This window comes from Parashewanella curva (genome assembly GCF_003675895.1).
Taxonomy (GTDB): Bacteria; Pseudomonadota; Gammaproteobacteria; order Enterobacterales; family Shewanellaceae; genus Parashewanella; species Parashewanella curva.
Map to the genome: position 1 here is coordinate 26,941 of NZ_ML014781.1, position 14,852 is coordinate 41,792.

17 protein-coding genes are annotated in these 14,852 nt (G+C 41.4%); 8 read left to right on the forward strand and 9 right to left on the reverse strand.

The window, feature by feature from the left end:
* The first annotated feature begins 83 nt into the window (after positions 1-83).
* Positions 84-419 (forward strand): hypothetical protein, encoded by a 336-nt coding sequence (locus D5018_RS11650; protein ID WP_121839181.1) that lies wholly within the window; start codon positions 84-86, stop codon positions 417-419.
* A gap of 1 nt (position 420) precedes the next feature.
* Here the strand turns inward: D5018_RS11650 and D5018_RS21685 are convergent, their stop codons facing one another.
* From D5018_RS21685 to D5018_RS11670, 6 genes are all read right to left on the reverse strand, one after another.
* Positions 421-594 (reverse strand): hypothetical protein, encoded by a 174-nt coding sequence (locus tag D5018_RS21685; protein ID WP_165905048.1) that lies wholly within the window; start codon positions 592-594, stop codon positions 421-423.
* Positions 595-706: 112 nt separating this feature from the next.
* Complete coding sequence (locus D5018_RS21690) at positions 707-880, reverse strand: hypothetical protein (protein ID WP_165905049.1); 174 nt, start codon at positions 878-880, stop codon at positions 707-709.
* 59 nt (positions 881-939) lie between these two features.
* The gene (locus tag D5018_RS11655; RefSeq protein WP_121839182.1) at positions 940-1,374 is read right to left on the reverse strand and encodes a hypothetical protein; all 435 of its coding nucleotides are present in this window, start codon (positions 1,372-1,374) and stop codon (positions 940-942) included.
* A gap of 181 nt (positions 1,375-1,555) precedes the next feature.
* The gene (arsJ, locus tag D5018_RS11660; protein WP_121839183.1) at positions 1,556-2,791 is read right to left on the reverse strand and encodes an organoarsenical effux MFS transporter ArsJ; all 1,236 of its coding nucleotides are present in this window, start codon (positions 2,789-2,791) and stop codon (positions 1,556-1,558) included.
* Between the two features lie 172 nt (positions 2,792-2,963).
* Entirely contained in the window at positions 2,964-3,971 is a 1,008-nt protein-coding gene (locus D5018_RS11665) for an ArsJ-associated glyceraldehyde-3-phosphate dehydrogenase (protein WP_121839184.1), read from the reverse strand.
* Between the two features lie 15 nt (positions 3,972-3,986).
* Positions 3,987-4,334: a metalloregulator ArsR/SmtB family transcription factor gene (locus tag D5018_RS11670; RefSeq protein ID WP_121839185.1), complete on the reverse strand. Its 348-nt coding sequence runs from the start codon at positions 4,332-4,334 to the stop codon at positions 3,987-3,989.
* A 238-nt stretch (positions 4,335-4,572) separates the two neighbouring features.
* Here D5018_RS11670 and D5018_RS11675 point away from each other — a divergent pair, with 238 nt between their 5' ends.
* A complete protein-coding gene (locus D5018_RS11675) occupies positions 4,573-5,676 on the forward strand; it encodes a phosphoribosylaminoimidazolesuccinocarboxamide synthase (RefSeq protein WP_121839186.1) in 1,104 nt (367 codons plus the stop codon).
* Here the strand turns inward: D5018_RS11675 and D5018_RS11680 are convergent.
* A complete protein-coding gene (locus tag D5018_RS11680) occupies positions 5,673-6,989 on the reverse strand; it encodes a hypothetical protein (protein ID WP_133309283.1) in 1,317 nt (438 codons plus the stop codon). The two genes, D5018_RS11675 and D5018_RS11680, sit on opposite strands and share 4 nt — an antisense overlap.
* A gap of 515 nt (positions 6,990-7,504) precedes the next feature.
* Between D5018_RS11680 and D5018_RS11685 the strand changes: the two genes are divergently transcribed.
* Positions 7,505-7,894, forward strand: a complete 390-nt coding sequence (locus D5018_RS11685) for a DUF3224 domain-containing protein (RefSeq protein WP_121839188.1) — start codon at positions 7,505-7,507, stop codon at positions 7,892-7,894.
* Between the two features lie 305 nt (positions 7,895-8,199).
* Complete coding sequence (locus D5018_RS11695) at positions 8,200-8,499, forward strand: hypothetical protein (protein ID WP_121839190.1); 300 nt, start codon at positions 8,200-8,202, stop codon at positions 8,497-8,499.
* Here D5018_RS11695 and D5018_RS11700 read toward each other — a convergent pair.
* Positions 8,494-9,417 (reverse strand): LysR family transcriptional regulator, encoded by a 924-nt coding sequence (locus D5018_RS11700; RefSeq protein WP_121839191.1) that lies wholly within the window; start codon positions 9,415-9,417, stop codon positions 8,494-8,496. The two genes, D5018_RS11695 and D5018_RS11700, sit on opposite strands and share 6 nt — an antisense overlap.
* Before the next feature lie 109 nt (positions 9,418-9,526).
* Between D5018_RS11700 and D5018_RS11705 the strand changes: the two genes are divergently transcribed.
* The 4 genes from D5018_RS11705 (at position 9,527) to D5018_RS11720 (ending at position 14,013) form a co-directional block, all read left to right on the forward strand.
* Positions 9,527-10,702, forward strand: coding sequence for a multidrug effflux MFS transporter (locus tag D5018_RS11705; RefSeq protein ID WP_121839192.1), 1,176 nt, complete (start codon positions 9,527-9,529; stop codon positions 10,700-10,702).
* Between the two features lie 134 nt (positions 10,703-10,836).
* Complete coding sequence (locus D5018_RS11710) at positions 10,837-12,204, forward strand: NAD(P)-dependent oxidoreductase (protein WP_121839193.1); 1,368 nt, start codon at positions 10,837-10,839, stop codon at positions 12,202-12,204.
* A complete protein-coding gene (gene preA, locus D5018_RS11715; RefSeq protein ID WP_121839194.1) occupies positions 12,197-13,465 on the forward strand; it encodes an NAD-dependent dihydropyrimidine dehydrogenase subunit PreA in 1,269 nt (422 codons plus the stop codon). Before D5018_RS11710 ends, preA begins: the two co-directional genes overlap by 8 nt.
* Positions 13,466-13,518: 53 nt before the next feature.
* On the forward strand, positions 13,519-14,013 hold the full coding sequence (locus tag D5018_RS11720; RefSeq protein WP_121839195.1) for a hypothetical protein: 495 nt from the start codon (positions 13,519-13,521) through the stop codon (positions 14,011-14,013).
* 146 nt (positions 14,014-14,159) lie between these two features.
* Here the strand turns inward: D5018_RS11720 and D5018_RS11725 are convergent, their stop codons facing one another.
* Complete coding sequence (locus D5018_RS11725; RefSeq protein ID WP_121839196.1) at positions 14,160-14,642, reverse strand: hypothetical protein; 483 nt, start codon at positions 14,640-14,642, stop codon at positions 14,160-14,162.
* Positions 14,643-14,852: the final 210 nt, after the last annotated feature.

Below are 14,852 nucleotides of genomic sequence, written 5' to 3' on the forward strand. Positions count from 1 at the left end.
GCGTGCTTAGCACTGGGTTGGCAAGATCAACGGCGAGGTGTTACATTCTTAATTATCACTTTTATCTAAATTATTAAGTAGTTATGAAGCTTTCAGTTAAAGCCGCTTTGTATTCAGCTTTTGTGTGCCCTGGTGCAGGGCATTTGCTGCAAGGGTATAAATACAGAGGATATGGTTTTATTGCGCTTACTTTGATAAGTCTTGTTACGTTGATCAAACCAATATTAGACGTTTCCCAACGTATTGCTGATCAAATTGTCAGTGGTGAGTTACCGTTAGATCCTGCTGCAATTATGAAGACGATACATCAATCGGTTTATAGCGAGATTTTAGTCACGGCCAACCTAGGGCTCATATTGCTAATTGCTTGCTGGATAGTTGCCTTGTTAGATTGTATTCGTGAAGGTGTTAAGTCTTAATTCATTCCCAAGGTTCACAATGAGTTAAATCACACTTTATGCCGACCATATCTTTAATTTCACCATCATAAATCTGTTTGTTAGCATGAGTGTTATTGACGATTACATGAATCTGAGTTTTGTATTCATAATCATCCAACCAGTACCACCTAGCTTGCATCATATCAAAAGGCATTACTATTCCATCATCAAATGTAACCTTCATGTAGGGTTGGGAGGAGTAATTCAGCAAAGGAAAGCAATTTTTTTGACCCTAGCAATATTCAAGCAGTAGTCCCTGCCTGTTCTCAGAGTATCGGTGGTCGAAAAGTTACTAATGGTTTAGAGTACGAAACAATCGGGAATTTGTGTAGATGCTTAGTTCCATTCATCTGATTTAACGGTGCTGCAAATGCGAACATCGAACAAGTGGCCAATCCGATAATTAAAGGAAGTTGATTGAGCAACTTTTGTTCAATCATAATTACACCTCTTAAAGTAATGTCAGATTTATGTCGTATTTGTATCCTGTTGTAGTAGGTTAATTCCAGGGTCTACAATGCTCACCATCACAAGTTAATCCCACCATGTCACTCACCAATCCATCGTAAATTTTTGAATAGGTGTCGGGGTTAGAAACGACGACATGGGTTGATTGGGAGTAATCTTTTAGTTGGATGACATCGGAAAAATTTCTGTCAATATTCAAAATACCTGCATTATCAAATTGAACGTTCATTTGTGACGTTGTAGAAGTGTTTTGAAAAGGAAAGCAGTTTTTATCGCTGCCAATCACTTGTTCGCAATATTGTTTTCCAGTTTGGGCTGTATAGATGGTTGAAAAATTATTGGATGATTTAACGGGTAAAACGGCGAAATTGGTTGAGGTTTTGCCATGATTTCTAGTGACATTGGCTTGTGCCGGTAAGGTGATAAATGGTGAAGCTACGATGAGAAATAAAACCGTTAATTTCATTAGGAATACCTCTAAGTTCAAGCGAAGCAATGAGATCATGCTGTTTATGAATTTATTTGAGGATATGCCTATCTCATAAGGTTTATAAATATTTTTTTACAATAAAGCCAATGAGTTAGCTATAAGCTCTAGCCCGAAAACCTTTTCGGTTTAATCGGGTTAATAAAGCTATTATTGAAGGTTATTTAGAGCTGTGCTTGGGTAGCCCCAAAGAAAAAAGCATCGCAAACATCAATAAGATTGATGAAGCGATTAAACAAGCCGCTAATCCGTATACTTGATAAACCAAACCTGAAAAAACCGTACCTAATAATCGACCAGCGGCATTGGCCATGTAGTAGAAACCGACATCCATTGACACACCGTCATTAGAGGCATAACTCACGATAAGATAACTGTGCAGAGATGAGTTGATAGCAAAGATACCGCCAAAAATCAGTAACCCTGACACTAAAACCAAAGTAGGGTCGAAGTCATAAATTAACGAAAAAGCGATTAATACAGGGAGTAAAATCAGAGGAAGTAGCCATATAATGGCTTGCTGTCCCGAAGGCACTTTGCCCGATTTCTTTCCTGTGAAGTTAGGCGCATAGGCTTGAACAAAGCCGTAGCCAATCACCCATGAAGCCATAAAGCTTCCAACCTCCCAGCTACTCCAATTCAGCTGAGTTGAAAAGTAAACAGGTAGCGCCACCACAAACCATACATCACGAGCAGCGAACAAGCACAGACGAGCAGCCGATAGGACATTGATTTCTTGGCTTTTCGAGAACATTTGGGTGAACTTAGGTTTAGCTTTTGCCTTACCGAGGTCGGCTTTCAGCAAATACAAGCTGAGAAGCCAAACTATGGCTAAGGCTATTGCCATAAAAGCCAATGAACCTTGATATCCCATAATGCTCAGCAGCAAACCACCTAAAAAGAAGCCCACGCCTTTAAGGGCATTTTTAGAGCCAGTTAATATTGCCACCCAATGATAAAGCTGGCCTTCGGCGTCTTTGGGGATCAAAGTTTTAATGGCACTTTTAGCACTCATTTTATTGAGATCTTTGGCTATCCCAGACAGCGCTTGTGCCGCCATCACCCAAGGCACACCTGCGACAATTGCTGGAAGAACATCGCTCGGTACTAACAACATCAGCAATGCAGCGATTTGCAGTCCCAAGCCGATGTTCATGGTCTTATTCAGCCCAATGCGAGCGCCTAAATATCCACCCACTAAATTGGTCACTACACCAAAAAATTCGTAGAACAAAAACAGCATGGCGATTTCTAATGGAGAATACCCAAGCTGGTGGAAGTGTAAAACCACCAACATTCGCAATGCGCCATCGGTTAAGGTAAATGCCCAATAGTTGCCAGTGATGATCAAGTATTGTTTGATGGCATCGGGGAGAGAGCGAAGTGTTTTGAACATCTGAAATACCAAATTAACTTAAACAATTGAACATTACTATTCATGAACCAGAAGAGTAATAGTGCGCTAATACAACCGTCCGTTACAGGATGTAACGGTCGTCAGTACATGGACGTACGCTTCAGTTGGCGTGCGCACTATTACGTTTCATCTACAGAGAATTACCTAACGCTTATTTATCCATCTCACCCACAAGGCGCATTAACTCTGCGGTGCGATTTGCGTAGCCCCACTCATTGTCATACCAGACATATAACTTAAGCTGAGTGCCGTTGATCACCATGGTTGATAACGCGTCCACGATCGCAGAACGAGGATCGGTTTTATAATCAATAGACACTAATGGTTTGGTTTCAACACCAAGTACGCCAGCAAGTTCATTCTCAGTCGCATCGGTAAGTAATTGATTGACTTCTTCAGCCGTCACTTCACGCTTCATTTCAAATACACAGTCGGTAATTGACGCATTAGCTAGAGGAACACGAACCGCATGGCCGTTTAACTTGCCTTTGAGCTCAGGGATAATATGAGTAATAGCGGTGGCACTGCCTGTAGTGGTTGGGATCAAACTCATGCCACATGCACGGGCACGACGTAAGTCTTTATGCGGAGCATCTAAAATGGTTTGAGTGTTGGTAATGTCATGGATGGTGGTCATTGAACCATGAGCGATACCAATCTTTTCATGCAACACTTTTACGACTGGTGCTAAGCAGTTAGTTGTACAAGATGCGGCGGTAACGATACGATGTTCGTCAGCATTATAAAGATGCTGATTCACACCCATAACGATGTTTAATACGCCATCTTGTTTCACTGGCGCTGTCACTACCACGCGTTTTACACCTTGATCTAAATAAGTTTGCAGTTTGGCTTTATCACGCATGACGCCTGAAGCTTCGATTACAACATCACACTCTGACCAATCGGTTTCGCCAATGGTGCTATTTTGACTGAAGTTGATACTGTGATCGTTAATTAAGATTTTTCCTTGTTCTTCACTCACTTGATGGCTCCAGCGGCCATGAACCGAATCAAACTCTAATAAATGAGCAAAGGTAGCAGCATCACCTTGAGGGTCGTTAATGTGAACAAATTCGACATTATCCCAATCCCACGCTGCACGCAGTGCTAAGCGTCCCATACGGCCAAAGCCGTTAATTCCTACTTTAATTGTCATGGTTAAATTCTCGTGTTAATTACAACATTGGCCTTGTCGAGACGGACGATCGCCCATTTCATCGAGCCTAGCCAAGGTTTGAATAAATATTGGTGTTGCTTGAGCGATAAGCTCATTGAGCATGGTGGTGAACCATGGTGGCAATTCTGGGTTGAGTCTATAAAACACCCATTGTCCTTCACGGCGGTCCATTAATACTTGTTGTTTTTTGAGTAGCGCGAGGTGGCGTGAAATCTTAGGTTGGTTTTCATCTAATGCCTCCATTAACTCACACACACATAATTCTTGCTGATGAGTGATGAGCAGTATTGTGTTAAGCCGAGTTGTATCAGCCAGCGCTTTAAACAAAAATAATGGATCCATGTTTGATCCTCTAAAACTTTACATGCGAAAAATAATATATATGAAATTTCGCATATTCAAGTGGTATTTTGGAAATAATTTTAAAAAGAGATCTATTACACAAAGATTATACGTCCCACAAAAATAGTGATTCTTTATGACAAAATAAATTCTTGCCTAGCTTAGATGGCACTTACCTTGTTGAATCAGTAAAATAGCTCAAAAAAATTCCAGCCCCTACAGTTAAGGAAACCCTGCAATGAGTCTTGCTGATTCTGTTCTTGCGGTGAACGATGATTTACCTATTCGCACTGATAAACCTGTTCATAGCGGTAAAGTCCGCAGTGTGTATTGGTTGACTGATGAAGACAGCCGCCGCTTGATCAAGCAAAAAAATTATCCTGTTGCCGAAGATACGCCACTAGCGATCATGGTGATCAGCGATCGTATCTCAGCGTTTGATTGCATCTTTCATGGTGAAGGGGGGCTGAAAGGTATTCCGGGTAAAGGTGCTGCACTAAATGCTATTTCGGACCATTGGTTTAAATGCTTTGCCGAGCAAGGATTAGCAGACAGCCATATTTTAGATGTGCCACACCCATTAGTATGGATAGTGCAAAAAGCGCGACCAGTAAAAGTAGAAGCTATTTGCCGTCAATACATTACAGGCTCAATGTGGCGCGCGTATGCCAAAGGTGAGCGAGAGTTTTGCGGGATCACTTTGCCTGAAGGTTTGCAAAAAGATCAAAAACTGCCAGAAATTTTGATCACCCCATCCACCAAAGGCATTTTGAAGAATATTTCCGGTGTGCCTGAGCAAGACGATGTGAATGTTTCTCGCAAGAATATCGAAGAGAACGTTGAAGCGTTTGGTTTTGAATCGGCTGCTGATATTGATTTGTATGAGAAGCTGCTCAAAGAAGGCTTTGCTGTGATCAGTAAGCAGCTTGAAACGATCGATCAAACCTTTGTCGATACTAAGTTTGAGTTTGGCTATGTGACCGATGATAAAGGTCAATCGAAACTGATTTACATGGATGAAGTGGGTACACCAGACTCATCTCGTATTTGGGATACCAAAGAGTACCAGCAAGGTCGTGTTGTTGAAAACTCAAAAGAAAGCTTCCGCCAGATGCTACTAAATCACTTCCCCGATCCCGATATTCTACTTAATAAAGATCGCATGGGTGAGCGTGAAGCGTTAGCGCGTGATAATGCTCTGCCATTAGATGCCATGATGAAAGTATCGAAAACTTATACCGAACTGGCCGAAAAAATCATAGGCCAGCCACTTCAAGTGTCGACTCATCCGAAAGCGGAAATCATTGAGGTGCTAAAACGAGATTATCAATTGGTTGATTAACTACGAATCTGTTGCCAATAGCTCCACATCGAAGGATTAAATACCGATTTGGTGAGTACTCCCCTAGGCTTCGGTGTTTGTTTCATTTTTGCAAGGGAGTTGTCACGAATTTCTCGTTCAACTCCTCTTCCTTGGGGCATAGTGAGTGGCATTAAACGCTCATCGTCAGCACCATAAGAGGGGATTCGATCTTTGTTCGGAAAATCACAGGTTAACTTTACTCTTTGATCATCGGGCGTTCTTAGAAATACAACATCGGCGGTTCCCATTGTTGTGTGTTGAACCGTCATCGCCATCGCATAATGCCCTTTAAAAGTGGCATCACCATGCATCGCGCCTCTTTTTACAATGATCGAATAGCCAAAAGGTACGCTTACGCCAATGAGTTGTAGGGTTTGGTTAGGCGCTGTGTCCACTCGTCGGCCTAAAGTGATAAACCCACTACTGTTTGGGGTAAGCGGGGTCATGATTTGGGTAAAGTCATGGGTTTCTAAAAACAAACCGTTACCATGTTTGATTTGGTAATCCGCATAATCCTCTCCAAAACAATAGCTCACGGCATCCATGGTATCTTCACGCTCTCTGGCTAAGGTAAAGAGTTTGTTATTGATGACAAGTGTTGCACCAAAGGCCGATATATCTACTTGAGTGGCATCCACATGCGGAATTTCAATTACACTATTAGGCAAGGTTAATACGCCTAAATCGGCGGTTAAGGATGCGGCGGATTGTCGGTCTAATATTTTATCACTGAGGAATTGGACAATAGCTGGAGCGGTGCATTTTCCACTGTTCCATGACCATTGTGCTTGATCGAACTCCAGCATGTCGTAAGTTCTGAGCTCACGTAAGCCTGAAAGGTTTTTGAGGTCATCTTGAGATTCGTATCTGCTTTCAGAAAAGATAGGAAAACCGTTATCAATTTCTATGCTGTAGGCTTTACGATGAATGTCTATCAAACTTCCAAAATAATGATTCGGCCCCACCATGACTTGGCTTAGTTTAAGATCGCTGGCTTTTCCTCGATATACGGCAATATTCGTCATTCGATAATGGGCGCGGGTACTGTTGATGAGTAGACCACTTTTGCCATAGCTTGGCGTGGTTCTCCAACCGTCCGCCAATTGCACAACAAAGTTACCTAGGTGACCTTTTAGATGTAAAAAACGCATCATTTGATCGCTGGTATCGACTCTCAGCGTTCGTTTAGATAGTTCTCGTTGATTGAGTTCTTGCTGATTTCCTGAAACACCATGAGTACCAGTGTGATCCAGCGATGAAGGAGAATAAGTCCCAGAAGCGGCTGTAGCCATTTGCCGACCTTTGAAGCGAAAGAGGTCATGCTGGCAGGCTAACAAATTAGACTCTATTTCACAGTGAAATAAAGTTAACCCATAGGTTATAGCCATCTTAACTTGACGTTGACTACCCCTTCGAAATTGATGACAAAGGCCGTTACTAACTTAACCTGAGCTCTGTATAAAGAAATCAACAACGGTTTTGTTTCAAAAAGAAAAAGTAATATTGAATCTACAGTGCTGCTAGTTGCACGTAGTTCAAGGCAGAACAGTCCGTAATAGCTGGTCTATTTCGGGCTGTTCTAACACAGAAATACGGGTAAGTAGCTGTGCTGTAGAGGTTTGCTTATGCAGAGCTGAGGTTAACTTAATATGTAAGTCCAATTTCTGTTCTTGTTGGCAAGGTTTGAACATTAAGAATTCAGTCACGTATGTCCAGATACAGATTTACTTACAACCTGAGACAAGATATTGAGTTTATGAGAGTTTCAATTTACGGTATGGTGTTTAACAATCATCAAGGAGCGAAAATGAACGCATCAGGTAAATTTGAAGTCACTCTCAGCACAGTGAACACACACGCTACAGGCGTCAATGGTAATAATCTTGGTCGTATGACGATAGATAAAATCTTCCATGGTGAACTTGCAGCAGAAAGTAAAGGTGAAATGCTCAGTGCGATGACCTCTGTTAAAGGCTCTGCAGGCTATGTAGCGATTGAACAAGTTTCAGGTTCACTGCAAGGTAAACAAGGTACGTTTGTGCTACAGCATTTTGGTACCATGAATGACGGTGAAGATCGTTTGATTTTAGAGGTAGTGCCTAATTCTGGTACGGGTGAATTAGTTGGGCTTTCAGGCCAAATGAACATTCGTGTTGATAATGGTCAGCATTATTACGAGTTTGAATACAGCTTGTAATGACTGACGCTAGGCGTTGATAGAGTATGGAATTCCCTCTAAACATGATAAGAAAAATAGTATTATGCAGCATGTTTATGCTGCTTTGTGCGTGCTCCTCAATACCACTCTCCACCATGCTAAAAATGAGCAGCTTTGGATGGGATGATTTTTATCAACTTAATCCTCAAGAATTGCGAGTTAAATTAGCATTACCAGAAGGAGTTTTGCTCAACTCAGATAAAAGTTAGTTAGGCATTGATATTAAGTCGCCATCAGCCAATCACAAAGGTCAATTTTACCTGACAGAAGTGAGGCATCAAAACGTGACGGTTGCTGGTGGTATATTTCAAACATCTGAGCAGCGAAATGTTTATACACTCGAATTGAATTCAACAGCCCAGAATAGCTTTAAGGAATTACAACAATTTTTAGCAAAGCATCAAAATGTTGATATCAATATTCGAGTCGTGCCCAAGCTTCAATCTTACCCAAATGACGCAAGTTACATAAAAATGTGGGTAGACTTACAGCTTTCATCGCAAGATGGATATTTCAGACTTATTGATGGCGCTGAGTTATCTCTGGAGCAGTTGAAACAATCAAAAAATAAAGACGGTTCATAGTGACACCGTCTCCACTATATGCTTTCTTACCCATTGATGAGCAGGGTCATTGTTAAAGTAGCGATTCCAAATCAATACAAATATGCCCGGCTCCATTTCAATAGGGATATCAATGACAGTCACGTCATAGCCTTTTATCATGTCCTTAACTTGATGATATGGGGCGTAAAGTAACAAATCAGAGCGCTCGCATAAGCGAAGTGCTCCGTGAAAATCCGGCATTTCAATTACGGTTTCTCGGTTGATCCCTTTTTGAGTTAGCACTTCATCATACAACCAGTGTCGATTGCCACCCCCGGTCACTTGAATATGTTTGAGTGAAAAAAAGTCCTCCATCGATCGCTTGGACTGCAAAATTGGGTGATGATTTCGCACGATACAAATCGCATGATCACGACATAACTCAGCGTATTCAAGTTCGTCTGGCAGACTACTGATGTGATTGCGAGATCGAGGGTCGCACTCTAAGCAACGTACTGCAAAGTCGGTTTCACAATTGAGTAGCCGCTTCATGGTTTGTGCATTCCACGTTTGAATATCAAGTTTGATCTCTGGTGCTGAAGATAAAAGCGGAGGCATGAATTCTGGCAAAATGGCCGCATAAGATACTTCTATCATATCGAATCGAAATCGCCGTGAGCAGGTGCTAGGTTCAAAGTGCTCAATTTCAGTTAGCTGGTTAATGTCATGCAAAATGCTCTTTATTTGTACCGCTAAGCTCAATGCTTTTGGAGTGGCTTTTAGCGACTTTCCACTACGAATTAGCAGAGGATCGGAGAACATTTCCCGAAGGCGAGCTAAGTGTTTACTGACAGCAGATTGAGTGACATGTAGACGCTTGGCTGTTTGGGTTACACTTTTTTCCTCAAGCAAAACATCCAATACTTTCAATAGGTTTAGGTCAAAGGTTTGGTTCATACTATTCCTATTTGGAATGTTTGAAATAAATATAAATCATTTTTACTCATTAATAGAGGAAATTATACTGTAATTGGTATTAGTCATATTTTTAATGAGGTGACAACAAGTGAAGCAGTTCCGTTCGATAGCAATCTTATTCCCCTTAGTGATGTTTAGCCCTCTGGCCATTGATATTTTTTTACCTGCATTACCGACGATGGCAAATGTTTTTAATGCCAATGCTGTTCATGCTCAATGGTCGATTACGGTGTTCATTTTCAGTTTAGGGTTAGGTCAATTGATCTTGGGGCCGATCTCCGATCGTATTGGACGTCGTCCAGTGGTGCTATTTGGTATTATTTTGTATCTGCTAACTGCTTTTGTGATCAGTCAAGTGAATACACTGCCGCTGCATTTGGTGGTTCGATTTTTTCAGGGACTAGCCACTTGTGCCATTGTGGTTGGCGTTTTTGCTAGTGTGACAGATAGATTTAATGCGGTTGAAAGTAGCAAGGTATACAGTTACTTAAATGGAGTGCTTTTTTGTGTCCCTGCCTTAGCACCAATACTCGGCTATCATTTGACGTCTACTTTTGGCTGGCAAAGTAACTTTATTTTCCTAGGTCTATTTGCTTTAGTATTCGGCTTAGTGGCTTATAAAGGATTTGAAGAATCAAACCTAACCCTTAAAAAGAATAAAACTATTTTTGCTATAGCCAGTTATAAGCAGGTATTAGTGACACCCAGTTTTATCTATTACTCTACCATTGTCATGCTGTCTATGGCTTCCATCACTGCATTTGTGAGTACCGCTCCCAACCTGTTTGCAGAGCATTATCGACTGCCAGCAGAAACCTTTACGTTTTGGTTTAGCATCAATGCCGTTGCGATTATTGCTGTTAGCTTTTTAATGCCAAAATTGTTAGAAAAACATTCAATAAACGGCATTATTCGATTTGGAATGGCTATGGTTGTGATATCAGGCTTTCTGTTTATCGGGCTGAGCCATCTTGATGATGTGATTTATTATATGTTGACAGTGATACTCTGCTCAATGGGGTTTGCATTTGTAACCGGAACATGTGTGGGTAAAGCTCTGGCGCCTTTTAAAGCCAATGCAGGCGTTGCGACGGCATTGTTAGGTGTGATCCAAATGAGCGTATCAGCTCTGTTAGTGACCTCGTTACAAGCGCTATCGCTTTCAGCTGTAGAGCAGATGATGGTTTATTCGTTTGCTGTTCTTCCATTACTGATGTTAAAGGTGTTTTCGCCTAAATTTAGAGCAAGCATCGGCTACACATAATGGCTTAAGAAACTTATGGTCAGGTACTTATTCACTCTTGTGCTGAATTCAAGCTGACTAACTTCTTTATTTTCGTTGTTTAAAAAGTAATGAATTACTAGCCTGTACTACTAAATTCCTTGTTTAAAAGTACTATGGCTAGTGATAGAAAGGTTGATATACAAACTCACCGTTTGAGCGATGATCAATATCAACAGAACTTCTCAGATGTAAAACCAGCGCTCACGGCATATCAGGCGCATATTGAATCAAATCGATGTCTTTATTGTGAAGATGCTCCTTGCATTTCGGCTTGTCCGACCCGTATCGATATTCCCTCGTTTATTCAAAAAATTGCCAATAACAATACTGCTGGTGCGGCTAAAACCATTCTTGATGCCAATATTCTTGGAGGCAGTTGTGCCAGAGTTTGTCCTACTGAAATATTGTGTGAAGGTGTATGCGTTCGCAATAAAGATCCTGAATATGCCCCAATAAACATTGGCCGTTTACAGCGTTATGCGTTAGATAATTTTAATCCTAGTGAGCATCCGTTTCAGCGACTACCCAATAGTGGAAAAAAAGTAGCGATTGTTGGGGCTGGACCAGCCGGAATGGCCTGTGCGCACCACTTAGCTCGGCAAGGGCACCATGTGACGCTTTTCGATAAAAATTCTAAAGCGGGTGGCTTAAATGAGTATGGTATTGCTCATTACAAAATGCAGGATGACTTTGCTCAAAAAGAGCTAGAGTTCATTCTTGAAATTGGAGGTATTGAGCTTAAAACACAAGCAGAGTTAGGCCATTCTGTTCACTTGGATACGCTGCGGCAAGAGTTTGATGCTGTGTTTCTCAGTTTAGGCTTAACCAAATGTAAACGCCTTGGGTTAGAGCAAGACAATTTATCGGGACTGGAAAACAGCCTAGATTTTATTACTGATATACGGCAAGCGGAAGACTTATCCAATCTACCCGTTGGTAATAAAGTGGTGGTGATTGGTGCAGGAAACACGGCTATTGATATTGCCTGCCAAACTAAGCGGTTAGGGGCTGAGCAGGTAACGCTTGTGTATCGCCGTGGTGTCGACAATATGTCAGCAACCCATAAAGAAATGGAGTTCGCTCGTCAAAACGGGGTTGCCATTATCACTTGGGCAAGGCCGGTTTCGATTTTTACCAATAATAAGCATCAACTTATCGCTATTCAGTTTGAGCGAACTCAGCTTGATGATGCTGGTAAATTACAATCGAAACAAGAACATTTTGAATTAGCTGCGGACTCAGTCTTTAAAGCCATAGGTCAAGAATTTGATGGTCAGTGTTTTTCTGGCAGTGAAGCCCCTGAATTGCTCCATCATCGAATTAAGGTTGATTCAGATTATAAAACCTCATTGAGTAACGTTTGGGCTGGTGGCGATTGCATTTATCACGATGGTGAAGATCTCACTGTGCAATCAGTGGAGCATGGAAAACAAGCGGCCTATTCAATTCATCAATATTTAGAGCAACAATCCCATGGCTGATCTTACGAACAACTTTATTGGTATTAAATCTCCTAATCCGTTTTGGCTAGCCTCAGCACCGCCAACCGATAAAGCCTATAACGTTTATCGAGCATTTGATGCTGGCTGGGGCGGTGTGGTTTGGAAAACGCTTGGAGAAGATCCGCATGTGGTGAATGTCAGTTCTCGTTATTCGGCTCACAAGCTGCAATCGGGTTCTATTTTGGGGATTAATAATATTGAACTCGTGAGTGATAGACCACTGCAAATCAATCTTGATGAAATCAAACAAACTAAGAAAGATTGGCCAGATAGAGCGGTGATTGTGTCGTTGATGGTGCCCTGTGAAGAACAAAATTGGCAACAGATGCTACAACGTGTGGCGGAAACGAATTGTGATGGAATTGAGTTAAATTTTGGCTGTCCACACGGCATGCCTGAGCGTGGTATGGGTGCGGCTGTAGGTCAAGTACCTGAATATGTGGAGATGGTCACCGCATGGTGTAAAAAGCACACGCGGTTACCTGTGATTGTTAAGCTCACCCCCAACATCACCAATATTTTGTTGTCGGCAACGGCAGCGCTAAAAGGTGGGGCGGATGCTGTGTCACTGATTAATACCATCAACTCCATCACTCAAATTGATTTGGATACTATGGCGGGCGCTCCCAGTGTAGGTGGTAAGTACACCAGTGGTGGTTATTGTGGCAGTGCCGTTAAGCCCATCGCTTTAAATATGGTGGGCCAAATTGCTCGTAACTCAGAAACGTCAAGCTTACCTATGTCTGGTATTGGTGGAGTGACCACTTGGAAAGATGCAGCTGAATTCATTGCACTAGGTGCTGGCAATGTACAGGTGTGTACAGCGGCCATGTTGTACGGCTTTAAAATCATTAATGAGTTGTGTGATGGTTTATCAAATTGGATGGACAGCAAAGGTTACCGAAATACCGAGGCATTTCGTGGCTTGGCAGTTCCGAACCTAACGGATTGGCAGTACCTCGACTTAAACTACAAAATCGTAGCCAGTATAGATCAGAATACCTGTATCGAATGTGGTCGCTGTTATTCAGCGTGTGAAGATACCGCCCATCAGGCCATTGCAATGAAAATGGGTGACAAAGGTAAACGGACACTGGAAGTGATTGAATCTGAATGCGTCGGTTGTAATTTGTGCCAAATCACCTGCCCTGTGCCCAACTGTATCACTATGGAAAAACGAGAGACGGGTAAGTCTTATATGAATTGGACACAGCATCCGAATAACCCTTTTAAGGGCTAGCACTTTAATTTTCTATTGATAACGTCCAATGACTTTATCTAGGGAGAATTGCTATGAAATCACTCATCTTATTGGTCGCATTAAGCACACCAGCTTTCGCTGCCAAACCCGTAACAGTTTTCGGAGATTGGCTGGTTTTTCAAAAAGGTAAAGAAGTCATCACGACTTCAATACCGAGAAATCTCAGCAACAGAATTTTTGTTATTGGTATTCATGCTGATGGTACTCGATATGTTTCTTACACTTATCCCTCCAGAGAAAATTGCCAGAACACGAACTGGGATAATCGTTATGTGAATGTTCGTGGTTATAACTCACGCACATCGGCCATCGCTGGTTTTTTATTTTATTGCAGTAAGACGAAGCAATGGGAGTTAACAGGCCCTGCCTATGTTTCAACATTACTCAATTTTCTCAATCAAGGGTTTCCAGTAATTGATGTCAATTTTCCTGATTCAAAAAAAACAACCAATACATACAGTTTGTATGGTTTGGAGGATGCACTTAATTATATGTTTAATAAGCAAAACAACTTTAATCAAAAATAATATAACCAATACGCGATAATGGCAGGCTGGTGAAGTAGTTTCTCAGCTCAAATGATGCATACCAGCCTAAATTCTAAAAATTCAAGACACTGTTAATTCAACCTAAAAATTAACGGAATTGTTTGTACCTACTTTAGAGGCGCCCCCTAACCTTGATTAAAGTTATTTGTCATTCTATTCGCCCATATATAACGCATAGCTTTAAGTGCTCCACGTAAGCTATAGGTATTAATGGATGTGTTATCATCTGCAAAACCTACTTTGAAGGTTCCAGTTGTGCTGTGTAACCAAGTGGGTATAGAATTTTCGTAAAAAGAAATATCCGTCCATTGTCCATTGATACACCTTGTCATATAGCCATCGCTTTCTGTACTCGTGTCACTTGTCCATATGATATTGCGCTCATCATTTGAATGACAACCTTTGGGTTGAGTGTATTGCATATAACAATTGTGATGTCTTGGATTGCAAGAAACCCTTAACGTATTGGCTGAGGGGTTTTGTGCTTCAGAAGTAGCTCTTAACACGCCATTTATATTAAAGACTTCCCAATCCCCAAACGTTTTTACTGGGGTTGGAACGGCTAATGCGGGAGTGGTGATTGCTGCGAGTAGTAATAAAGTCTTCATTGTTTCGCCCTAACAAAACACATCCTATGTGTGGATTCACAGAGACATGACATACCTCAGGGGGATGCCTGTAAACTCACTCTGAGTTTGGTTGATGAACAATAGTTTGATTGGAGGTTACTTCTTCAATTATTCATCATACTGGCTCAGTGTAAAACATAAGGTATGCTTTTTCGTTGCATTTTATGATTAATGTTTATTCATAAAAAC